At 73.3% G+C, this 22,486-nt stretch carries 18 protein-coding genes; 13 read left to right on the forward strand and 5 right to left on the reverse strand.

All coding sequences use genetic code 11. The features are described 5' to 3' along the window. Positions 1-200 precede the first annotated feature (200 nt). The 7 genes from ABH931_RS10250 to ABH931_RS10280 all read left to right on the forward strand — a co-directional run bounded on the left by ABH931_RS10250 (position 201) and on the right by ABH931_RS10280 (position 7,756). A complete protein-coding gene (locus tag ABH931_RS10250; RefSeq protein ID WP_370112025.1) occupies positions 201-728 on the forward strand; it encodes a DUF1453 domain-containing protein in 528 nt (175 codons plus the stop codon). Continuing rightward, positions 725-2,044 carry a sensor histidine kinase gene (locus ABH931_RS10255; protein WP_370112026.1) on the forward strand — a complete coding sequence of 440 codons (1,320 nt, stop codon included), beginning with the start codon at positions 725-727 and terminating at the stop codon, positions 2,042-2,044. The genes ABH931_RS10250 and ABH931_RS10255 overlap by 4 nt, the downstream gene beginning before the upstream one ends. A gap of 35 nt (positions 2,045-2,079) precedes the next feature. Further along, positions 2,080-2,835, forward strand: a complete 756-nt coding sequence (locus ABH931_RS10260) for a response regulator (protein ID WP_370112027.1) — start codon at positions 2,080-2,082, stop codon at positions 2,833-2,835. A gap of 51 nt (positions 2,836-2,886) precedes the next feature. After that, positions 2,887-3,420: a DUF485 domain-containing protein gene (locus tag ABH931_RS10265; protein ID WP_370112028.1), complete on the forward strand. Its 534-nt coding sequence runs from the start codon at positions 2,887-2,889 to the stop codon at positions 3,418-3,420. Positions 3,421-3,459: 39 nt separating this feature from the next. Continuing rightward, the gene (locus ABH931_RS10270; protein ID WP_370112029.1) at positions 3,460-5,019 is read left to right on the forward strand and encodes a cation acetate symporter; all 1,560 of its coding nucleotides are present in this window, start codon (positions 3,460-3,462) and stop codon (positions 5,017-5,019) included. A 260-nt stretch (positions 5,020-5,279) separates the two neighbouring features. Beyond that, positions 5,280-7,055: an ATP-binding protein gene (locus ABH931_RS10275; RefSeq protein WP_370112030.1), complete on the forward strand. Its 1,776-nt coding sequence runs from the start codon at positions 5,280-5,282 to the stop codon at positions 7,053-7,055. Then, positions 7,052-7,756 carry a response regulator gene (locus ABH931_RS10280; RefSeq protein WP_370112031.1) on the forward strand — a complete coding sequence of 235 codons (705 nt, stop codon included), beginning with the start codon at positions 7,052-7,054 and terminating at the stop codon, positions 7,754-7,756. Before ABH931_RS10275 ends, ABH931_RS10280 begins: the two co-directional genes overlap by 4 nt. Here the strand turns inward: ABH931_RS10280 and ABH931_RS10285 are convergent. The 4 genes from ABH931_RS10285 to ABH931_RS10300 form a co-directional block, all read right to left on the reverse strand. Further along, positions 7,741-8,316, reverse strand: coding sequence for a GNAT family N-acetyltransferase (locus ABH931_RS10285; protein WP_370112032.1), 576 nt, complete (start codon positions 8,314-8,316; stop codon positions 7,741-7,743). The genes ABH931_RS10280 and ABH931_RS10285 overlap by 16 nt on opposite strands. A 41-nt stretch (positions 8,317-8,357) precedes the next feature. Continuing rightward, entirely contained in the window at positions 8,358-8,876 is a 519-nt protein-coding gene (locus ABH931_RS10290) for a GNAT family N-acetyltransferase (protein WP_370112033.1), read from the reverse strand. An 11-nt stretch (positions 8,877-8,887) separates the two neighbouring features. Continuing rightward, positions 8,888-9,832, reverse strand: a complete 945-nt coding sequence (locus ABH931_RS10295) for a sucrase ferredoxin (protein WP_370112034.1) — start codon at positions 9,830-9,832, stop codon at positions 8,888-8,890. A gap of 185 nt (positions 9,833-10,017) precedes the next feature. Continuing rightward, positions 10,018-11,652, reverse strand: a complete 1,635-nt coding sequence (locus ABH931_RS10300; RefSeq protein WP_370112035.1) for an IucA/IucC family siderophore biosynthesis protein — start codon at positions 11,650-11,652, stop codon at positions 10,018-10,020. A 153-nt stretch (positions 11,653-11,805) separates the two neighbouring features. Here ABH931_RS10300 and ABH931_RS10305 point away from each other — a divergent pair, with 153 nt between their 5' ends. The 4 genes from ABH931_RS10305 (at position 11,806) to ABH931_RS10320 (ending at position 16,987) form a co-directional block, all read left to right on the forward strand. Continuing rightward, positions 11,806-13,401 carry an IucA/IucC family protein gene (locus tag ABH931_RS10305; protein WP_370112036.1) on the forward strand — a complete coding sequence of 532 codons (1,596 nt, stop codon included), beginning with the start codon at positions 11,806-11,808 and terminating at the stop codon, positions 13,399-13,401. Between the two features lie 317 nt (positions 13,402-13,718). Beyond that, a complete protein-coding gene (locus ABH931_RS10310) occupies positions 13,719-14,507 on the forward strand; it encodes a GNAT family N-acetyltransferase (RefSeq protein ID WP_370112037.1) in 789 nt (262 codons plus the stop codon). 114 nt (positions 14,508-14,621) lie between these two features. Further along, complete coding sequence (locus tag ABH931_RS10315; RefSeq protein WP_370112038.1) at positions 14,622-16,322, forward strand: sensor histidine kinase; 1,701 nt, start codon at positions 14,622-14,624, stop codon at positions 16,320-16,322. Then, positions 16,313-16,987, forward strand: coding sequence for a LuxR C-terminal-related transcriptional regulator (locus ABH931_RS10320; RefSeq protein WP_370112039.1), 675 nt, complete (start codon positions 16,313-16,315; stop codon positions 16,985-16,987). Before ABH931_RS10315 ends, ABH931_RS10320 begins: the two co-directional genes overlap by 10 nt. A gap of 67 nt (positions 16,988-17,054) precedes the next feature. Here the strand turns inward: ABH931_RS10320 and ABH931_RS10325 are convergent, their stop codons facing one another. Continuing rightward, complete coding sequence (locus tag ABH931_RS10325; RefSeq protein WP_370112040.1) at positions 17,055-19,532, reverse strand: DNA topoisomerase (ATP-hydrolyzing) subunit A; 2,478 nt, start codon at positions 19,530-19,532, stop codon at positions 17,055-17,057. A gap of 207 nt (positions 19,533-19,739) precedes the next feature. On the opposite strand from ABH931_RS10325, the gene ABH931_RS10330 reads away from it, so the two are divergent. Together ABH931_RS10330 and ABH931_RS10335 are read left to right on the forward strand one after the other, a co-directional pair. Further along, positions 19,740-21,062 carry a M16 family metallopeptidase gene (locus ABH931_RS10330; protein ID WP_370112041.1) on the forward strand — a complete coding sequence of 441 codons (1,323 nt, stop codon included), beginning with the start codon at positions 19,740-19,742 and terminating at the stop codon, positions 21,060-21,062. After that, entirely contained in the window at positions 21,059-22,444 is a 1,386-nt protein-coding gene (locus ABH931_RS10335; RefSeq protein ID WP_370112042.1) for a M16 family metallopeptidase, read from the forward strand. The genes ABH931_RS10330 and ABH931_RS10335 overlap by 4 nt, the downstream gene beginning before the upstream one ends. Positions 22,445-22,486 lie beyond the last annotated feature (42 nt).

Below are 22,486 nucleotides of genomic sequence, written 5' to 3' on the forward strand. Positions count from 1 at the left end.
CGCTGTTCTGCGCCGCCCCCGCGTCGCGCCCCGCCCGCACCCCCTTCGCGGCCGCCCCGGGGGGGGGGGGGGCGGGGCCGGGGGGGCCCCCGGGGGGGGGGCGGGGGGGCCCCCCCCCCCCCCCACCCCGTCTCCATCCCTGCTCCGAGGCCTGACAGGCCCCCGATCCGTAGCGTCGGTGGTGTCGGCGGAACCCCGCCGTGAACGCCAGGAAAGCCAAGCAGGAGATGATCGAGATGCCCGGCCTTGCCAATGCAGTGGTCATCGTCGCGGTGGTCGGATACGTGATCTTCCGCCAGTTCCAGGCACGCCAGTGGAACCCCAACCCGCGGCGGTTGCTGGTGGTCCCGGCGGTCCTCGCCTTCATGGCCCTGCGCGACCCGCACCTGGTCGACCCGCACCACCAGGCGCTCTCGGCCGCGTTCCTGATCATCGGCGTCGTCGTCGAGATCGGCCTCGGCACGGCCTGGGGCTTCACCACCCGGATCTGGACCGACGCCCAGGGGGCGGTCTGGTCCAAGGGCACCAAGGCCAGCTTCTTCGCCTGGATCGGCATGCTGGTGGTCCGCATCGCCCTCTACGCCGCCGCGGCCGCGATGGGCGTCGCCCAGGGCCAGGCCGGTCTGCTGCTCGCGCTGGCCGCGCTGCTGCTGGTGCGCGGAGCCGTGGTGACGTGGCGGGCCCGGGAGTTCGCCCCGGCGTACGGTAGCCCTGCCGGATCGCTGTGAGCGGCACCGGCCACCTCGGCACCGGCCACCTCGGTACCGGCCACCTCGGTACCGGCCACCTCGGTACCGGCCACCTCGGTACCGGCCACCTCGGTACCGGAGACCTCGGCACGGACGCCATGGGCATCGGCGGACACGGCAGGAGCGACGTGGAGAGCTGGACCGACTGGCCCTCCCGGGAGGCCCTCTCCCGGGAGGGCCTCGCCGTGGGCCGACGCGTGCTGAGCTGGGTGGGCCGCGTCGGCGGCCTGGCCGGCGGCCTGTGGGCGACCTTCGCCAACGAGCACCTGACGACCCCGCAGGTCCTGACGGTGCTGGCGGTCACGGCCGTGGGCGTCTTCGCGTTCTGGGGGTTCGTCCGCTCCGTGCCGCGCATGGACCTGCGGCGCAGCCTGCTCTGGCTGACCTTCACCTACGTCCAGGCGATCCTGTGCGGGATCAACCACGCCCCGGTCATGGGCATCATCTTCATGTGCGGGATCGCGCTCGGCTCGATCCAGCGACTGCCGATCGTCGCGGCCGCGCCCTTCATCCTGCTGGCCACCTCGGTCTTCATCGTGGTCGTCCCCACCGACGTGCAGAACTGGGGCAACGTCACCACCATCCTCGGCCTCGGAATCCTCGGCTACGTCACCCGGCAGGACTGGGAGGCCCGGGCGCAGACCCAGCGGACGCTGTCGCAGGAACGGGCGCTGCGCACCGTGGAGGCGGAGGCGGCGGCGCTGGCGGAGCGGGCCAGGATCGCCCGGGAGATCCACGACGTGCTGGCACACAGCCTCTCCGCTCAGCTCGTCCACCTGGAGGCGGCCCGGCTGATGGTCGAGGGCGAGGCGGACCGCGAGCAGATCCGCGAGCGGATCGTGGCCGCGCGGCGGATGGCCCAGGACGGCCTGCTGGAGACCAGGGCGGCCCTGTCCGCGCTGCGCGGGGAGTTCAGGCCGATCGGGGAGTTCCTGGTCAAGCTCACCGAGGACGCCTCGGCGAAACTGGAGGTGGTCGGCACGCCGCGCCCGCTCACCGCCGAGGTCGGCGTGGCGGTGCGGCGCACCGCCCAGGAGGCGCTGACCAACGTCCGCAAGCACGCGCCCGGGGCGTTGTGCACGGTCCGGTTGTCGTACCTGGAGGGTAGCGTCGAGCTCGAGGTGGTCGACCAGGGCGGATCCGGATCGGGCCGTCTGGGTGACTCCGGGCTGGCCTCCTCCGGCAGTGGGCTCGGGCTGCTGGGCATGAGGGAGCGCGCCGAGCTGCTCGGCGGCTCCCTGGAGGCGGGGCCCACCCAGGGCGGGTTCCGGGTGCTGTTGCGGATCGAGGGCTGACGTTCTCCGGCGCTCGTGTGGTTACGATGGGTCAGATGAGCGAGCAGCCGGTGCGGGTGGTGGTCGCGGACGACCAGCAGGTCGTGCGCGAGGGGATCGTCATGCTGCTCGGGCTGCTGCCCGGCATCGAGGTGGTCGCCGCGGCGGCAGACGGCGAGGAGGCCGTGGCCCTCGTCGCCGAGCACGCGCCCGAGGTGGTGCTCATGGACCTGCGGATGCCGCGCTGCGACGGCGTCGAGGCCACCCGGCGGATCAGGGCCGAGCACCCGGGCACGGCGGTGATCGTGCTGACCACGTACGCCGACGACGATTCCCTGTTCCCCGCGCTCGCGGCCGGGGCGCGCGGCTACCTGACCAAGGACGCCGGCAGCGAGGAGATCGTCCGCGCGATCCGTGACGTGCGGTCCGGTGCGGCGGGCCTCTCGCCGCAGGTGCAGGCACGGCTGCTGGAGCGGCTGTCGGCGGGGGAGGCGGCAGGCGAGGCGACAACCCGGCCGGAGTCGGCGGGCGAGCCCGCGCCCACCGCGGCGCCGACGGTCTCCTCGGGGCCGGCCGCCGGCCCGGCCGCTCCGGCCGCGGCGCTGCCGGACGGGCTGACGGCCCGTGAGGCGGAGGTGCTCGGGCTGATCGCGGCGGGCCTCTCCAACCAGGAGATCGCCGCGCGGCTCTTTGTGAGCGTCGCCACGGTCAAGACGCACATCAACAACCTCTTCGCCAAGACGGGCGTCCGCGACCGGGCCCAGGCGGTCGGCTACGCGTACAAACACGGCCTCCATCACCTGATGGGGTGAACGTCCGTACACCCGGCCACGGCGGTCCGCCGGGCTCCTCATTCTTGTGGCGTGAGTCCTCAAGAACTGGCCCCCGATACTGAGCACCCGACGGCCCCGCGGTCATCGGAGGAGTCCTTCGACTGGTGGGCCGCGTCCGCGGCGGCGCGGGAGAAGCAGGAGCAGCGCCGGGAGCAGGAGGCGGTCTCCGCCACGGCCTCCGGTGCCTTCGCCGCGTCGGCCGGAGCCCCGGCCGAGCCGCCCGAAGACGTCGCCACACCGTCCGGCATCGCCGCGGCGGACATCTACCGTGCCGTCCACGAGAGTTCCGAGTTCCGGGAGATCCGCGCCCGGTACCGGCGCTTCGTCTTCCCCGCCACCGCCGCGTTCCTGCTGTGGTACCTGCTCTACGTCGTCCTGGCGGTCTCCGCGCCGCAGTTGATGGCACATCCGATCGCCGGACCGTTCAACACCGCCTGGCTGCTGGGCCTGCTCCAGTTCGCCAGCACCTTTCTGCTGACCTGGCTGTACGCCCGGCATGCCCGCGCCCACCGGGACCGCGCCGCGCTCGGCCTGCGCTGGGAGACCCAGGACCGGCTCCGGTGAGGGCTCCGCTGACGCCGCGGCCCACGAGGGGGGAATGACATGGCTGCTGGCCTCTTCGTGCTCGTCGTCCTGGTGACGCTGGGCATCACCTTCTGGGCCGGCCGACGCAGCCGCGCCGCGGAGGACTTCTACACCGCGGGACGCGACTTCAGCCCCATGCAGAACGGTTTCGCCATCAGCGGCGACTACATGTCGGCCGCCTCCTTCCTCGGCGTCACCGGGCTGATCGCCCTCTACGGGTACGACGGGCTGCTCTACACGATCGGGTTCCTGGTCGCCTGGCTGCTGGTGCTGATGCTGGTGGCCGAACTGGTGCGCAACTGCGGTCGCTACACCCTGGCCGACGTGCTGACCCTCCGCATGCGTGAACGTCCGGTGCGGGTGGCGGCGGGGGTCTCCGGCATCGTGATCTCGCTGCTGTACCTGCTCGGGCAGATGGTGGGCGCGGGCACACTGGTCTCGCTGCTGCTGCACCTGCACTCCTCCGCCGCGCGCGCCGGGGCGATCGTGGGCGTCGGCGTGCTGATGGTCGTCTACGTGACGATCGGCGGGATGAAGGCCACCACGTGGATCCAGATCGTCAAGTGTGTACTGCTGATGGGCGGAACGGTTCTGCTGACGGTGCTGGTGCTGGTCCGCTTCCATGGGGACCTCGGCTCGCTGATGCGGTCGGCCGCCCGGGGCAGCGGGCAGGGCGCGGCGTACGACGTGCCGGGGCTGCGCTTCGGCCACAAGCTCACCGATCAGCTGGATTTCGTCAGCCTGGGCCTGGCGCTGGTACTGGGCACGGCCGGGCTGCCGCACATCCTCTCCCGCTTCTACACCGTGCCCACGGCGCGGGCGGCGCGCCGTTCGGCGGTCTGGGCGATCGGTCTGGTCGGGGCCTTCTACCTGATGACGATCGTGCTCGGGCTCGGCGCCGCCGCCCTGATCGGCGCTCCGGCGATCAAGGCGGCCAACAGCGCGGGCAACACGGCGGTGGCGCAGCTGGCCGACGCACTGGGAGGAACGGTTCTCTTCGGGGTGATCTCGGCCGTCGCCTTCGCCACGATCCTCGCTGTGGTGGCCGGACTGACCATGGCGGCTTCCGCCTCCTTCGCCCATGACCTGTGGGCGCAGGCGTTCCGCCACCCGGACGAGGATCCGCCGAGCGAACGGCAGGAGGTCGTGGTCGCGCGGATCTCGGCCGTGGCCATCGGGGGCGTGGCGATCGTGCTGAGCCTGTACGCGCAGAAGCTCAATGTGGCGACGCTGGTGGCGCTGGCCTTTGCCGTCGCGGCCTCGGCCAATCTGCCGGCGGTGCTGTTCACGCTTTTCTGGCGGCGGTTCACCACGCGTGGCGCGGCCTGGGCGATCTGGGGAGGCCTGGTGCCGGCACTGGTGCTGGTGGTCTTCTCGCCCGTGGTCTCCGGCAGCGCGGCGGCGATCTTCCCCGGCGCCCACTTCGACTGGTTCCCGCTGCAGAACCCCGGCCTGGTCTCGGTGCCGTGCGGGTTCCTGGCCGGCTGGCTGGGCACGGTGACCTCGCGCGAGCGCGCCGAGCCGGACGCGTACGCGGAGCTGGAGGTCCGCGCGCTCACCGGCGCGGGGGCGGTCTGAGCCGCCGCCCCGGCCGCCACCACGGGGTATGAAAGGGCCCCCGGGCGCGACGGGGGAGGCGCGCCCGGGGGCTGTCTTCCAGCGTATCTCTCGGTTGCTCCGGGGGTGGGCGTCTTCGGCATTTCCCGCGTTACCGAGGGTTCTGCTCGTTCTGCGCACGGTGACAGGGGTAGGCAAAGCGCTCCCCACCAGGCACAATCGCCGGGACGCGGGCGTGGCAATGGGGCTTTCGCCCCAGCTCATCCGGGTTGGAGGCCGAGATGTTCTCTCGACGCAAACTCTCCGGCCGGATCCTGGTCAGCCAGCTCGCGATCCTCGCCGTGACCAGCGTCATCGGCTTCGTGCTGCTGGCCTTCGCCCAGCGCGCGCAGATCGACCACGTGAACGAGCAGCGGGCACTCTCCATCGCCCAGGTGGCCGCGTCCGACCCGCAGATCGTCGCGGCCATGAGCGAGGGCGATCCGAAGCTCGGCCCGCGGGGTCCGGTCCAGCTGGCGGCGGGCAGGATCATGAAGGCGACGCAGGCCCGCTACGTCGTGGTGATCGACCGGCGGCACATCCGTCACTCGCACCCCATCGCCGGGCTGATCGGCGGGCGGGTCACCGAGCCCGTCGCCGCGCTCGACGGTCACGACCACTTCTTCATCGACAACGGCTCGACCGGCCGCTCGGCGAACGCCCGCACCCCGCTGCGCGACGCCTCCGGCCGGATCATCGGCGAGGTCTCCGTCGGCATCGACGAGCGGAAGGTCTTCACCACGCTGCTGACCGAGCTGCCGCCGTTCGCGCTCTACATCGGCGCCGCGCTCGCCGTCGGCCTGCTGGCCTCCTACGTGCTGGCCTGGCGGCTCAAGCGGACCACCTTCGGGCTGGAGCTGGAGGAGATCGCCGGCCTGCTGCAGGACCGTGAGGCGATGCTGCACGGCATCCGCGAGGGCGTGCTCGCCTTCGACCCGAGCGACAAGGTCAGCGTGGTCAACGACGAGGCGCGCCGGCTGCTCGGGCTGGGCACCGCGCTGGGCTCGCGGTTGGAGGACCTGCTGCCGGAGGGGCGTCTGCGCCGCGCGCTGGCCGGGGAGCTGGGCCCGGACGAGATCCATGTGCTGACCGACAGCCACTGCCTCGCGATCAACCGGATGCCGGTGGTCCTGCACGGTCGTGCGCTGGGCGCGGTGGTGACCGTCCGGGACCGGACCGAGATCGTCGGCATGCTGCGCGAGCTCGACTCGGTCCGCGGCCTGACCGACGCGCTCCGGGCCCAGCAGCACGAGTTCGCGAACCGCATGCACACCCTCGCCGGTCTGCTCGAACTCGGCGAGCAGGAGCAGGCGCTCGACTACGCGGTCGAGCTCGCCTCCACCGACCGTACCCAGGCGGCGAAGGTCCGCGAGCGGATCGCGAACTCGCTCATGGTCGGCCTGGTCGTCGCCAAGTGCACGGTCGCCGCGGAGCGCGGGGTCCGGTTGAGTCTTGACCCGGCCTCCAAACTGAGCGCGGACCCGGGCCACCTGCGCCGGCTGCTGACCGTCGTCGGCAACCTCCTCGACAACGCCGTGGACGCCGCTGCGGGGAGCAGCCCGGCCACCGTCGAGCTGCTGGTCCTGGAGACGCCGGATGCGATCACGGTCCGCGTCTCGGACAGCGGTCCTGGCGTTCCTGACGCGGCCCGCGGGCACATCTTCGAGGACGGCTGGTCCACCCGGCCGGACCGCGGCACCGCACGCCGGGGGCTCGGCCTGGCGATGGTCCACCGGCTGGTCACCCGGCACGGCGGCGAGATCACCGTGAGCCAGGGGCCGGGCGCGGTGTTCACCGTCCACCTGCCGCTGCCGGACACCGACCCGGCCCCGCTCGGGGCGGTGTTCGTCTCCGTTCCACCGGTCGTCGAACCGGCCGTACTGGCGCAGTCGGCCGGAGACGACGCGGGCGGGAGCGGGGGAACACCCGACGGAGTGAATGTGGCGATCGAAGGAAACGCGGGGCTCTGGGGAGACCTCTCTCCAGCAGGAACGAACTCAGGAAGGACGCGCTGGTGATCAGAACCTTGGTCGTGGACGACGACTTCCGGGTCAGCGGCATCCATGCGGCGTACGTCGCCAAGGTGACCGGATTCGAGGTCGCCGGGCAGGTGCCGTCGGTCGCCGCGGCGGAGGACGCCGTTCGCAGCCTCCGTCCCGATCTGCTGCTGCTCGACGTCTACCTGCCCGACGGCACGGGCCTGGACCTGCTGCGGCGCCTCGCCGCGCAGCCCCCGGATCCGCAGGCGCCGCACGCGGGCCGCCCGGACGCGATAATGATCACAGCCGCGCGGGACTTGCACTCGGTGCGCGAGGCGATGCAGCTCGGCGCCATCGGCTACCTGGTGAAGCCTTTCGGCTTTGCCGCCTTCGAGCAGCGGCTGGTGGCCTACGCGGAGCTGCGTCAGCGCATGGAGTCGCTCCGCGACGCGGAGGAGACCGACCAGGCCGAGGTGGACGCCCTGTTCAGTGCGGGCCGCTCCGCGCCGCTGCCGACGTTGCCGCCCAAGGGTCACTCGGCGCCGACCCTGGCCCTGGTCCGCGACGCGGTGCGCGGTGCGCGCCGCGATCTCTCGGCGGCGGAGGTCGCGGAGCTCACCGGGGTCTCCAGGGCCACCGCCCAGCGCTACCTCTCCTACCTGGTCCGTGAGGGCATGGCCCGCCTGGAGCTGCGCTACGGCTCCACCGGCCGCCCCGAGCATCGCTACCGAGCGGCCTGAGCAGCCTGGTCGGGCCCGGTGGCCGGGCGCTGCTCGCGGCGGATGCGGTAGAGCACGCCCTCTCGCAGCGGGCCCTCGGGCTCGGCGGGGTCCTCGAAGTCGTCGGCGGGGTCGTACGTCATGCCGAGCCGGCGCATGACGGCCTGGGAGCGCAGGTTGCGACGGATCGTCGTGGCGAGGATTTCGTCGAGGTCGAGCCGGTCGAAGCCGAAGTCCAGGCAGGCCAGGGCGGCCTCGGTGGCATATCCGTGGCCCCAGGCCGAACGGGTGAGCCGCCAGCCGATCTCGACGCCGGCGAACGGCATCCCCTCGTCCGTGTCGTCCAGGCCGGCGAACCCGATGAAGCGGCCGCTCTCGCGGACCTCGACCGCCCACCAGCCGTAGCCGCGCGCGGCGAACTCCGCCTGGAAGTGCCGGACGGACGCTTCGCTCTGCTCGCGCGTCAGGAGTCGGCCGAGATGTTCGCGCACCTCCGGGTCGGCGTTCAGCTCCGCCCAGGGGGCGAGGTCCGAGTCGAGCCACGGGCGCAACAGGAGACGGTCGGTATGGAGTTCGGTCATGCCGGCCAGCCAAGGGCAGCCGGCGTCCGGGCGCAATCGGTTTACGCGAGGGCGTGGTCGGGTTCGCGGACCATGTAGACGTCGACGGGGTCCTGGGACTCCAGGGTGAAGCCGAAGCGCTCGTAGAGGCGGCGGGCGGGGCTGCCCTGGAGGACGTTGAGGCGGACGCGGGTGCCCTTGGCGGAGCAACGGCCGAGCAGCTCGCGCAGGACGGCGGTGCCGATGCCCGCGCCCTGGAGGGCGGAGGCGAGGTAGAAGTGCTCCAGCCACAGGACGCCCCCGTCCGGCCGCAGGGCCACGCAGCCCGCGGGGGAGCCCGCCGCCGTCTCGCCCGCCGCCGTCCCGCCCGACGTCGAGCCGGACGCCGCGCCTGGCGTCGAGCCCGCCGTCTCGATGACCCAGGTGAGGGCCGGGTCGTAGGCGTCGCGGAACCGCTGCCGGACACGGTGAGGGTCGTAGCGGCCCAGGCGTTCGAGATCGGGGCGCATGGCCACGGCGCGGATCTCGACCAGGGGTTCGAGGTCGTCCGGGGTGGCCGGACGGAGCTTCCAGTCGATCATGGGCGCCGAGGCTACGCGGGGGTGGGACACACCTGTGCCGGCAGGCCGGTCAGTGAGACGACGTCGTAGCGGTCCGGCGTGGTCGGGGCCTTGAGGCAGCTCTCGGGGCGGGCCGGGGCGGCGGCGGTGCGGCGGACCTCGGCCTGCCACATGCGTCCGTCGGTGTGCTCGACGCGGACCGACCAGCGGTCGGGGTCGGTGGGAGCGGCCGGATCGGGGGCCTGGGTGACCGTCAGGGCCTCGGCGTCCTCGACGGCGTGGTTCTGGCGGACGGCCAGCTCGGCGGCCTGGCCGGGCCTGTCCCAGCAGGAGCGCCCGCGGCAGAACTCCGCGACGATGCGGCCGTGGTGGGTGGCCTCCAGGACCTCCTTGGCCGTCGGGGCGGTCAGCCGGCCGTAGGTGTAGCCGTAGGGCAGGACCAGCATCGTCGGTGCGAAACGGTGTCCACCGAGATGGGTGACCTCCCAGACCTCGGCGTGGCCGGCCGCGGCGAGCTCGCTCGCCAGAGGGCGGCCGAGCAGAGCGCAGCAGCGGTCGCGGCGGCCGTTGGTGCAGACGAGCGCGAGCGGATCGCCCTCGTGGGCGGTGCCGAAGCCACCGTGCTCGCCCGAGCCGATCGCGGCGAAGTCGAGGTCGCGCAGGATGTGCGGGTCGGCCAGCTGCGCCGTGCGGATCCAGCTGCGGCCGGGGGCCGTGTGGGCCAGGTGGACGGTGCGCTCCCCGGTGGGCGGACAGTCGGCGTGCCTGCCGGGGCGGCGGATCAGGGCGACCTCGACGCCGGTGCCCCGGGTGATCTCCTGCAGCTCGCGACCGAGCTCGGGGTGGAAGTGGCTCTCCGTGAGTGCCCGCGGCCCCCAGGGGCCGGTCTGCTCGATCAGCAGCCAGGCGGCGGCTCGCGGCGCGCTGCCGCCGAGCGGCTCCGCCAGCTCCTCCGACACTCTCGCACAGATGCTCACAGAGGCAAGGTTAGCCTTACCAACATCTCCGCTGTCCACCGGAGCGAGACTCCTCGTTCACCACTCCGGGGGCACCGCCGGTCTGGGAGCACGGCCAGGCCGGGGGCGCCGTCAGGCCGACGGCCCGCGCCCCGCCGCCAGCACCCCACCCCGCTGTCGGCTTGCGCCCGGCCATGGGCCCGCGTTCAGGCGAGCGGGTTGGGCACCTGGGTCCACTGGTCCCCGGCCGGCCGGCCCTCCAGCCGCATCAGCGTCAACGCCTTGACGGGCAGCGGGTCTGCCAGGAGCGCGCGTCGGTCCGCGGGATCGTGGAGCACCTCGGCTGCCACGCGCCGTGCCTCGGCGGCGATCGTGGCCCACAGTCGGTCCTCCAGTGCCCGGTCACCGCCACCGAATCCGGAGACGAGGCCACCGAGAGCACCGCCGACCAGCGAACCGAGCAGCTTGCGCCGCAGCACGAGCGGGTCGTCGTCCAGGACGTGACCGGTCACGGGCGCCAGTGGGACGTCCTGTCCGGCGCGGGCCAGGCGCCGCGGGCTGACGCGGATGTCGGCCAGGTCCCGGTAGACCAGTCGGATCGGGCGGTCGGCGTCGTCCAGCACCAGCAGCAGGTTCTGGCCGTGCGCCTCCAGCGCCACGCCCCGGTCCCAGAGGGTCAGCAGGGGCGGCCAGACCAGGTGGGCGAAGTCGGCGACCCAGGCGACCGGGTCTTCCGTCTTCGGGGGATGCGCGGCGAGGGCCGCCAGCGGAACCACTCGCTCGCCCGGTAGCAGCCCGGCCGCCGGGCTCTCGCGCACGATCACCGCCAGATCGGCGGAGGGCTCCCCGCCGGGCAGCCCGGCGGCCGCCGCCAGGTTCCGGGTGATCCGGAGGCCACCGTCCCGGAGGCCGTCTCCGGCGGAGCCTCCCGGACCGCCCGGACGGCCGGGACCGCCGACCAGGCTCTCCAGCAGGGCTGAGACCGCGGGGGCGTTGCGCACGGAACCGGCGGAGATGTCGCGGACGGCGGAGGTCATCCGCAGCGACAGCGAGGTCTTCAGGTGCGGTCCTCCGCCGTGCGGCGCGAGCGTCCGCACGGACATCAGCGGCACGGCCGGCAGGGTCCGGCCGCACGGCTCGATGCCGAGGCGGGGCAGGACCTCCCTGGCCTGCCAGGGGTGGACCGGGAGCAGTACGGAGCCGTTGGCCCCGCGCAGCCAACCGGGCCAGTCCCCGACGACGAGCGCGCGCCGGGGCGGCAGGGAGACCAGCTCCAGGGCGACGTCGGCGCCGTGCTCGGGCGCGTAGGCGAGCTGGTCGGCGACGGTGAAGCCAGGGCGGCTGCGGCAGCACGGGTGGTAGGGGTGCCCGTCCACGACCGAGCGTTCGGCGGCCTCCAGCGAGTCGAGCGCGTCCCCCTGCGTGGGCGCGGCGAGCGCGCCCGCGCGGGAGAGCGCGAGGGAGACCACGCTGTGCTCCAGCTCCCCGAGGAGGGTGGCCGAGCCCGGCAGTGCGAGCGCTTCGAGAAGGGCGGCCGGGTGGGTGAAGGCCACGCCGTCGAGGCGGACGGTCTCCCCGGCGGCCGGGGCGCCGATGTCGTACGGGCGCCGCTCCGGCCCACTGAGCCGCGCGCGCACGCCGGGGGCGAGCGGCAGCGGCTCGATCTCCAGAGCCCGCCACAGCCGCGCCAGCACCGCCGCCCGCGCCCCGGGCAGGGCGGCGGCGAAACCGGCGTCGAGGCTCGGCCGCACGCGGTGCAGCTCGGCCGCGAAGGCGGCCTCCGCCGGGCGGAGGCCGGGCGGCAGCGGATGGTTGCTGGCGGTGTGGTCCGTGGCGCGCATGAAGGTGAGGTACCCCGGATTGGGAGAGGATGCGTCTGGACAGATCATCGGCTGTCGGTATCGACGCGGACAAAATCGACGCGGACAACCCGCTCGCGTCGACGACGGGTCGGCCCCCGCGACAGCGGACGCCGGCGGGGTGCGGAGGCGAGTATGCACGGCGGTGGAGCGGCGGACGACGCGGGGCCGCGCGGCGCGGCGGCGTGGTGCGGGTGGGGGGCGGGGGAGCCGGAGGCCGGGACGGCTCTGCTGAACTGCCTCGTGCGGGAGCTCGCCGAGCCGCGGGCCGACGGTGGGGTCGGGTACCGGCTCGCCGGAACCGGGCGGGTGCTCACCGTCGCCGCGGGGCGCTGGCCCCAGCCGCCGATCGCCGTGGACGGTGTCGGGATCGGCGGGTTCGACGGGCTGGTCGCGCTCGTCGAGGAGGAGGCGCGGGTCCGCACCGGGGTGGAGAACGCGACGCTGGGCGCGGAGATCCGGGACAGCCGCGACGTGGTCGCCGCCCTGTTGGACGCTCGGGCGAAGTCCGCGGCCGGGGACGAGAAGCCGTCCGGCGACCTGTACCTGCGGTCCGAGCAGGCGCTGCTGGCCGGGCACCGGTACCACCCTGCGCCCAAGACGCGCGGCGGCGGCGTACCGGAGAGCTGGCTGCCCTACGCGGCGGAGGCGGGGGCCAGCTACCCGCTCGCGCTGCTCGGCGTCCGCGAGGACCTGTTGGGCGGGGAGGGCGCGACCGGGGCGATCGACGCCCTGTGGGGTGACGCGGCACCGCCCGGGTACCGGGTTCTGCCCGCCCACCCGTGGCAGTTGGACCTCCTGCGTACCCATCCGACGCTCGCGCCGGCCACGCTGACGGCCCTCGGCGACGGCCGGCTGATCGAGCTCGGGCGCAGCGAGGAGCTCGCGTTCGCGACCTCCTCGCTGCGGACCGTCTACCTCCCGGACGCGGACCTCGCGTTCAAGTTCAGCCTGGAGGTGCGGGTCACCAACGACGTGCGCCGACTCTGGCTGCGCGACCTGCGCTGGCTGCGGCCGGTGGACGAGGTGCTGGAGTCCCTGCCGATCGCCCCGCTCGTCCTCGCGGACCAGGGCTACCGGACCCTCGCCGGGCACGGCGAGGACGGCTGGGAGGCGTATGCGGTGCTGCAGCGCGAGGGCTTCGCGCAGCGGGTGCGGCCGGGGCTGACGCCGCTGCTCGCGGCGGGGGTGAGTGAGGGTTTCGCGGGCAACCCGCTGGACGGGCTGACGGCCGACCAGTGCCTCACCTGGTGGCGCCGCTACGTCGAACTGCTCGCGCTGCCGGCGCTGGACGCGCTGCGGGACCACGGAGTGGTGCTGGAGTGCCACCTGCAGAACGTCCTGGTCGCGGTGGACCGCGACGGGCAGCCGGGGCAGGTCCTCTTCCGCGACCACGAGGGCGTCAAGCTCACCACCGACCGCCACGCCGCGCTGCTGGCGCGCTTCGGCCCGGACGTGCCGACGCCGGGTGTGCCGGCCGCCAAGGGCCGTGACCGGCTGCTGTACTGCCTGGTCGTCAACAACCTCTCCGAGATCGCGGGTGCGATCACCTCCCGCCATCCCTCGCTGGCCGCCGAGTTGTGGCCGGCAGCCCGCGGGCTGCTGGCCGACTACCGCGACGTCCTGGACGTGCCCGTCATCCCGGGCAAGACCAACCTCCTCCTGCGCTGGACGGACGCCGACGGCGGCGACTCGACCTACACCCCGTTGCCCAACCCCTTGGCCGGGTGAGGCGGTGAGGGGGTGAGGGGAAGTCGGACGGCCGCCCGGCGGCGGCCCTTCGGCCAGTCCGGAGGTGCGGTCGGGGCGTCCGAAGAGGGTTGTGGGACTGCCGCGGATTGTGGAAGGGTGGAGCGCAGCTGGCACCGCCTGGTGCGCTCGAATGATGAAGGACTGAGCCATTTGACCTCGGCGACCCGCAGTGGCCGCCGGCAGGACTGAGCGTCGTCGCTCGTCCAAGCCTGACCGCGGCCCCACGACTCTTTTCATGCCTGGAAAGCCGGTACTTCTGTGTGCCGGCTGCCTGACTTCGTGAGGTCATCATCACCGTGGACATCTCTGTCCAGAGTTTTACCGTTGCCCATCTCCGTTGCCGTCCCGAGGTCGTGGAACGCGGCGGATTCGTGATGGGGTTCGACCCCGCCACGCCCAACCCCTACGTCAACTACGCCACCCCGCTGCCGGGCGCCGAGCCCACCGCGGGGGACGTGCGGGCGCTTGTGGAGGAGTTCCAGCGGCGAGGGCTGCGGCCCCGGCTGGAGTTCGCCTCGGACAGTGCGCCGGCCGTGCAACCCGCGCTGCTCGCCGCGGGGTTCGCGGTCGAGCAGGAGCACGAGTACCTGGTCTGCACGCCCGGCACCCTCGTTCCGGCGCCGCGAGGGACGGAGGCGACCGCCGCCCCGGCGTCGCTCGTCGAGGCGCCGGGGTCGGACGAGGACTACCTCGCCCTCGACGGAGCCCTCGCCGAGGCGTTCGGCGGGGAGTTCCCGGCCTCGGCCGAGGGAGCGGCGCGGTTGCGGCGCACCGCAGAGAGCGGGGGAGCGGTGCGCATGGTCCGGGCACCCGGCGGCGTGGTCGCCGGTGGGGCGTTGTGCACGGCGCCCCAGGTCGGGACGGCCGAGCTGGCGGGGGTGGGGACCCGCCCGGAGTTCCGGGGGCGGGGGTTCGCGCAGGCGGTGACCGCCGAGTTGGCGGCCACGCTCTTCGCCCGGGGAGCGGGCAGCGTGTGGCTGGAGTACTCCGGCGAGGGATCGCGCCGCGTCTACGAGCGCGTCGGGTTCCGGCCGCAGGGGACGCGGCTGTACGTCTCGCTCCCGGAGCACGACGATCAGGGGTAGGTGTTTGCCTACCTGAGCTGTAGGTTCCGGTCCATCGCGCCCGAACCGGGCCGCGCAGCAGCATGGTCGCGGGGCCGCAGAGCGCGGTCCGGAGGTCGGGAAGAGGTGGTGGCCATGCCGCCGGTTCTGGTGGACAGGGAACCCTGGACCCTGGTCGTCATCGTGCTGCTGACGGCCGGCTGCGGGGTGGCGGCCGTCAGGGCGGAGCACTCCGGCAGACGCTCCCAGGGAAGCCAGGGAACACGGGGAACACGGGCAGTGCAGGGGGCGCGGTACGGGTGGCTCGGCTGGGTTCTCGCGGCGGCGCTGGTGGGGGCGACCGCGTACGCCGCGGTGCAAATACTGCTGCTGGACCTGCACCTGCCGGACTCGTCCAGCCGGGTGATCACAGTGGCGGGGTGGGCCTCGAGCGGGCTGCTCGCGTCCGTGCTGCTGCCGGCCGGCTTCCTGGCGGTCGCCCTGCCCCCGCTCCCGAGGTCGCTGCCCCGGTGGGTCCTGCCGCTGGTCGCGGCGGCGTGTGCCGAAGCACTCGTCGTGGCCGCTCCGTTCGGGCTGCAGCAGGCCCGGACGCTGCTGGATCTGGTGGTCGGCTGCACAGTCGGTCTCGTGCTCGCGCTGCTCGCCTGGTGGGGTCTGCTGCGGCTGGTCCGCCCGGCTGCGGCGACCGGGGCCGCGACCGGCGGTGGGACCGGGGCCAGGAACGAGGGCCGCGCCGCGCTCGCAGCCGGACGCTGGGGGCTGCTGCTGCCGGGGGCCGTGGCGATGGTCGGTGACGTGCTGGGCCTCGAACTGTGGGTGCCCGCGTCGCCGGCAACCGGGATGCTCGTGCCCGCCGTCGGGGCGTTCGTCGTGGGCCTGCTGGTGCTGATGGGGGTCGGGGCCGCCGTCCGGCGGTGGCCGGGGCCGACGGCGGGCATCGCGGCCCTGGCGCTGGTGGGGGTCGGCACGTACGCCATCGCGCAGGGTGCGTTCGGTCAGACGATGGTCGTCGTGGGCACATACGGGTCTCCTCGCGATCCGTTGCCGGTGCTCCCGGTCGGCTTCGGCCACAACGCGTCGGTCCTCGGCGGGATCCAGGGTGCCATGCTGCTGGCGCTCGGTCTCTGGATGTTCCCGTCCACCGTCCTGCCGGACGTCCGGCGACTGCTGGGTCGGGCGCCCGACCCGGCGCTGACCGCGCGCGTGCAGGAGCTGACGGAGACCCGCGCGGAGGCGGTCAGCTCGGCCGCCGCCGAACTGCGGCGGATCGAGCGGGACCTGCACGACGGCGCGCAGGGGCGCCTCGTCGCCATCGGGATGAACCTGCGCGCGGCCGAGGACCTGATGGGGACCAGCCCGCAGGAGGCGACCGCCCTGATCACGGAGGCCCGCCACGCGTCCGCCGCCGCGCTGGAGGAGCTGCGCGGCCTGGTCCGGGGCATCTGCCCGCCGATGCTCGCCGACCGGGGGCTCGGGGAGGCGCTGCGGGCGCTGGCGATGGACCTGCCGCTGCCCTGCGCGACCGAGATCGATCTGCCCGAGCCTCCCGAGCGGCTGGACGCGCCCGTCGAGTCGGCGGTCTACTTCGCGGTCGCCGAACTGGTGACCAACGCCGTGCGCCACGCCGACGCGCGTACCGTGCGGATCCGGGCCGTGCTCACGGACGGAGTGCTGCGCGTCGAGGTGACGGACGACGGCGCGGGCGGCGCGGACCCGGCCGCGGGCAGCGGGCTGGCCGGGGTGGAACGGCGGCTCGCGGCCTTCGACGGCATCCTGGCCGTCAGCAGCCCGCCCGGGGGCCCGACGATCGTCGCCATGGAGGTACCGTGCCGGTAGGGCCCCTCAGGCTGGTCGTAGCGGAGGATCTCTACCTGCTGCGCGAGGGCCTGGTCCGGTTGCTCAAGGCCCGCGGGTTCGAGATCGCCGCGGCCACCGACAGCGCGCCGGGACTGCTCGACGCGTTGCTGGAGCACCGGCCGGACCTCGCGATCGTCGACATCCGGTTGCCGCCCACCCACACCGACGACGGCTTGCGCGCGGCGCTCGCCGCCCGCGCGCAGCTGCCGGGCCTGCCGATCCTGCTGCTGTCGCAGTACGTCGAGCCGGTGTACGCGCAGGAGCTGCTCGCCGACCAGGCGGGCGGGGTCGGCTACCTCCTCAAGGACCGGGTCTTCAGCGACGACCAGTTCGTCGACGTGATCCGGGCCGTCGCCGGGGGCGGCACGGTGATGGACCCGCAGGTGGTGACCAAGCTGCTCGGCCGCCGCAGCCGCAGCGACCCGCTGACGCGCCTCTCCGAGCGGGAGCGGCAGGTGCTGGAGCTGATGGCCGAGGGACGGTCCAACAGCGCCATCGCCGGCCGGCTCTTCGTCAGCGAGAAGGCCGTGTCGAAGCACAGCACCAGCATCTTCGCCAAGCTGGAGCTGGCGCCGTCCGACGACGACAACCGCCGGGTGCTGGCGGTCCTGGCGTACCTGATGGCGGCTCCCAAGCAGCCGTGACACGCGAGAGGGGCGGCAGGGCCCTCCGGCCCCGCCGCCCCTCTCGCGTACTCGCGTCGACGCGGCGTCAGGTCACGCTCGCCACGCAGGCGATCTCCTTGGCCAGCGGGACACCCGAGCCGTCGCGGCGCGGGTCGCGCGCCGGGAGCTCGGCCGGGGAGCCGTTGGCGGTGGCCGCGCGGGCCGGAGCGGTGCCGGCCCAGGCGAAGACGAGCGTGTCCTCGCCCTTCAGGAACCGTTGGCAGCGGACGCCGCCGGTGGCGCGGCCCTTGCGCGGGTACTGCTCGAACGGCGTGGCCTTGGCCGAGGTCTGGCTCATTCCGTCCAGCGCGTCCGCCCCGCCCGCGACGGTGACGACGAGCGCGTCCTGCGCCGGGTCGACCGCCGTGAAGGACAGCACCTTCGCGTCGTCGGCCAGCTTGACGCCCGCCATGCCGCCCGCCGGGCGGCCCTGCGGGCGGACCTGCCCGGCCGGGTAGCGCAGCAGCTGGGCGTCGGAGGTGATGAAGACCAAGTCCTCCTCACCGGTGCGCAGTTCGACCGCGTTGACGATCCGGTCGCCGTCCTTGAGCGCGATGATCTCGAACTCGTCCTTGTTGTCCGGCCAGTCCGGCACGACGCGCTTGACCACGCCTTGCTCGGTGCCGAGCGCCAGGCCGGGGGAGGACTCGTCGAGCGTCGTCAGCGCCAGCGCGGTCTCACCCGCCTCCAGTTTGAGGAACTCGGCGACCTTCGCCCCGCCCGCCAGCGCCGGGGTCTGCGCGCTCGGTGGCAGCTGTGGCAGGTCGATCACCGGCAGCCGCAGCACACGTCCGGCATCCGTGACGACCCCGATGTGACCGCGCGCGGTGGCGGGGACGGCGGAGACGATGACGTCATGCCGGGCCCGCTTGCTGTCGGCGAGGTCCGCGAGGTCCGCGAGGTCGGCGTCGGCGGGGGACTCCCCGTCGGCCGTCCGCGCGAGCAGACCGGTGGAGGAGAGCAGCACCCGGCACGGGTCGTCGGCGACCTCCAGCGGCACGGCGGCGGTGGCCACCGAGCCCGCCTCCAGCAGCACGGTGCGCCGCTCGGTGCCGAACTTCTTGGCCACGACCGCGAGTTCGTCGGAGACGAGCTTGCGCAGGACCGCGTCGGACTCCAGGATCTCGGTCAGTGCCGCGATCTCGGCGTTGAGCTTCTCCTGCTCCGCCTCCAGCTCGATCCGGTCGAACCGGGTCAGGCGGCGCAGCGGGGTGTCCAGGATGTACGCGGTCTGCGTCTCGGACAGGGAGAAGCGCTCGATCAGGCGCTCCTTGGCCTGCGTCGAGTTGTCGCTCGACCGGATGATCGCGATGACCTCGTCGATGTCGACGAGCGCGACCAGCAGGCCCTCGACCAGGTGCAGGCGGTCCTGGCGCTTGCGGCGCCGGAAGTCGCTGCGCCGGCGGACCACCTCGAAGCGGTGGTCGACGTAGACCTCGAGCAGCTCCTTCAGGCCCAGCGTCAGCGGCTGGCCGTCGACCAGGGCGACGTTGTTGATGCCGAAGGTCTCCTCCATCGGCGTCAGCTTGTAGAGCTGCTCCAGCAGCGCCTCGGGCACGAAGCCGTTCTTGACCTCGATGACCAGGCGCAGGCCGTGCGCACGGTCCGTCAGGTCCTTGACGTCCGCGATGCCCTGGATCTTCTTGGCGTTGACCAGATCCTTGATCTTGGAGATGACCTTCTCCGGGCCGACCGTGAACGGCAGCTCGGTGACGACCAGCCCCTTGCGGCGCGGCGTGACGTCCTCGACGGAGACCTTGGCGCGGATCTTGAAGGTGCCGCGGCCGGACTCGTAGGCGTCCCGGATGCCGTCCAGGCCGACCACGAGACCGCCGGTCGGCAGGTCGGGGCCGGGGATGAACCGCATCAGCGCGTCGAGGTCCGCGCCGGGGTAGCGGATCAGGTGGCGGGCGGCGGCGACGACCTCGGAGAGGTTGTGCGGCGGCATGTTGGTGGCCATGCCGACGGCGATGCCGGAGACGCCGTTGACGAGCAGGTTCGGAAAGGCGGAGGGAAGGACCTCCGGCTCCTGCTCGCTGCCGTCGTAGTTGGGCCGGAACTCGACGGTGTCCTCGTCGATCGTCTCGACCATGGCCATCGCGGCCTCGGTGAGCCGGGCCTCGGTGTAACGCATGGCGGCCGGCGGGTCGTCGTTGCCGAGCGAACCGAAGTTGCCGTGGCCGTCGATCAGCGGCAGCCGCATGGAGAACGGCTGGGCCATGCGCACGAGCGTGTCGTAGATGGCGGTGTCGCCGTGCGGGTGCAGGCGGCCCATCACCTCGCCCACGACACGCGCGCTCTTGACGTGGCCGCGATCGGGGCGCAGCCCCATCTCGTTGGCCTGGTAGAGGACACGCCGGTGGACGGGCTTGAGACCGTCCCTGGCGTCGGGGAGCGCCCGGGAGTAGATCACCGAGTAGGCGTACTCCAGGTAGGAGCTCTGCATCTCGTCCACCACGTCGACGTCGAGGATGCGCTCCTCGAAGTCCTCTGGCGGAGGGGTCTGCGAACTGCGGCGGGCCATCCGGCGGCGCTCCCTAGGACGGCATGCGCGCCTCCGGCGGTACCGGTCGGTGGGCATGGGTGGGCACGGTCGGGGACCATTCTGGACCAGCGGGCTGACAAACCCGGCCACCGCGTCCCCTGCTGGTGCAGCACAATGGGGCTTTCGGGGCTTCACGGCCCCGGACGACGACTCTCGATCGTGTGCAGACCGGAAGGAACGACGCGGATGGCCCAAGGATTCACCATCAGCGAGCACACTCTGGGCAACGGGCTCAGGGTCGTGCTCTCCGAGGACCACCTCACCCCGGTCGCCGCCGTCTGCCTCTGGTACGACGTCGGTTCCCGCCACGAGGTCGAGGGGCGCACGGGTCTGGCGCACCTGTTCGAGCACCTGATGTTCCAGGGCTCGGCGCAGGTGCCGGGCAACGGCCACTTCGAGCTGGTGCAGGCGGCCGGCGGTTCGCTCAACGGCACCACCAGCTTCGAGCGCACCAACTACTTCGAGACCATGCCCGCGCACCAGCTGGAGCTGGCGTTGTGGCTGGAGGCCGACCGGATGGGCAGTCTGCTCGCCGCGCTCGACCAGGAGAGCCTCGACAACCAGCGCGCCGTGGTGAAGAACGAGCGGCGTCAGCGCTACGACAACGTGCCCTACGGCACCGCGTTCGAGCGGCTGACGGCGATGGCCTTCCCCGAGGGCCACCCCTACCACCACACCCCCATCGGCTCGATGGAGGACCTGGACGCGGCCACCCTCGGCGACGCGCAGGACTTCTTCCGCACCTACTACGCGCCCAACAACGCGGTCCTGGCCGTGGTCGGCGACATCGACCCGGAGCAGACGCTCGCGTGGGTGGAGCGGTACTTCGGCTCGATCCCCTCCCACGACGGCAAGCGCCCGCCGCGGGACGGTGCGACGATCGTCCGCGCCGCCGGCGCGCCGCTGCGCGAGCACGTCGTCGCCGAGGTCCCCTCGCGCGCCGTCATGCAGGCCTACCCGCTGCCGCTGGACGGCACCCGTGAGTCCGACGCGGCCGACCTGGCGCTGACGATCCTCGGCTCGGGCGAGTCGTCCCGCCTCTACAACCGCCTGGTCCGGCACGACCGCACGGCCGTCACGGCCGGCTTCGGCCTGCTGCGGCTCGCGGGCGCGCCGTCGCTGGGCTGGCTCGACGCGAAGACCTCCGGTGAGGCGACGGTCGAGGCCGTCGAGGCCGCCATCGACGAGGAGCTCGCCCGCTTCGCGGCCGAGGGCCCCACGGCGGAGGAGCTGGAGCGCGCGCAGGCGCAGATCGAGCGCGAGTGGCTCGACCGGCTCGACACGGTCGGCGGCCGCGCGGACGAACTGTGCCGCTACGCCGTCCTGTTCGGCGACCCGAAGCTCGCGGACTCCGCGCTGGAGCGGGTGCTGGACGTCAAGGCCGAGGAGATTCGCGCCGTCGCGCTGAAGTACCTGACGCCGGACAACCGTGCGGTGCTGACGTACGAGCCCACGGTCACGCCGGCCGCTGACGAGAACGCCGACGAGGACGAGGAGGTGCAGGCATGACCATCGCCTCCACCATGACCTTCCACCCGCGCCCCGAGCCGGGACAGCCGACCCCCTGGAACTTCCCCGCGCCGACGCGCGGCACCCTGGCCAACGGCCTGACGGTGCTGCGCTGCGACCGTCCGGGTCAGGCGCTGGTCGCGGCCGAGCTGGTGCTGGACGTGCCGCTCGCGGCCGAGCCGCGCGAGCAGGAGGGCGTCTCCACCATCCTGGCCCGCGCCTTCTCCGAGGGCACCGAGTCGCTGACGGCGGAGCAGTTCGCGGCGGAGCTGGAGCGCACCGGCGCGACGCTGGACGCCCACGCCGACCACACCGTGCTGCGGATCTCGCTGGAGGTCCCCGCCTCCCGCCTGGAGCGCGGTCTCGCGCTGATGGCCGACGCCGTCCGTTCGCCCGCGTTCCCCGGGCACGAGATCGAACGGCTGGTCGCCAACCGCCTCGACGAGATCGTCCACGAGCAGGCCAACCCGGCCCGCCGTGCCGCGATCGCCTTCTACGGCGAGCTGTTCGAGGCGGCCGACCGGCTGTCGCGCCCGCGCTCCGGCAGCGCGGAGACGGTCGAGGGGATCGACCGTGCCGCGGTGACGTCCTTCTACGCCGCGCACGTCCGCCCCGCGACGGCCACGCTCGTCGTGGTCGGCGACTTCACGTCGGTCGACTTCGACGCGGTGCTGGCGGCCACGGTCGGCCAGTGGACCGGTACCCCCGGCGCCCACGTCACCCCCGCGCCGGTCCACGGGGAGGACGCCGGCCGCGTCGTCATCGTCGACCGTCCCGGGTCGGTGCAGACGCAACTGCTGATCGGCCGGATCGGTCCCGACCGCCACGACCCCTCCTGGGCCGCGCAGATCCTCGGCACCTACTGCCTGGGCGGCACCCTGACGTCCCGTCTGGACCGGGTCCTGCGCGAGGAGAAGGGCTACACCTACGGTGTCCGCGCCTTCGCCCAGCCGCTGCGCTCCGGCGCGGACGGTTCGGGGCGCGCGCTGCTCGCCATCTCGGGTTCCGTCGACACCGAGTCGACGGCCCCGGCGCTCGCCGACACCTGGCAGATCCTGCGCACGCTGGCGGCGGAGGGCCTGACGGACGAGGAGCGCGACGTCGCGGTCCAGAACCTGGTCGGGGTGGCGCCGCTGCGTTACGAGACCGCGTCGGCGGTCTGCGCGACGCTGGCCGACCAGGTCGAACAGGAGCTGCCGGACAACTACCAGGCCGAGGTCTACCGGCAGTTGGCCGAGACGACCACCGCCGAGGCCACGGCGGCCGTCGTCGCGGCGTTCCCCCCGGAGCGGCTCGTCGCCGTCCTGGTCGGCGACGCGGCGGCCATCGCCGGCCCGCTCAAGGACCTGGGCCTGGGCGAAGTCACCGTCATCCCGGCGTAGCCGGAAAGGGGCGCGGGGAACTGCGCGAGCAACCACCGGCGT

It is taken from the genome of Streptacidiphilus sp. MAP12-33, from assembly GCF_041261265.1.
In the GTDB taxonomy this organism is placed as follows: domain Bacteria; phylum Actinomycetota; class Actinomycetes; order Streptomycetales; family Streptomycetaceae; genus Streptacidiphilus.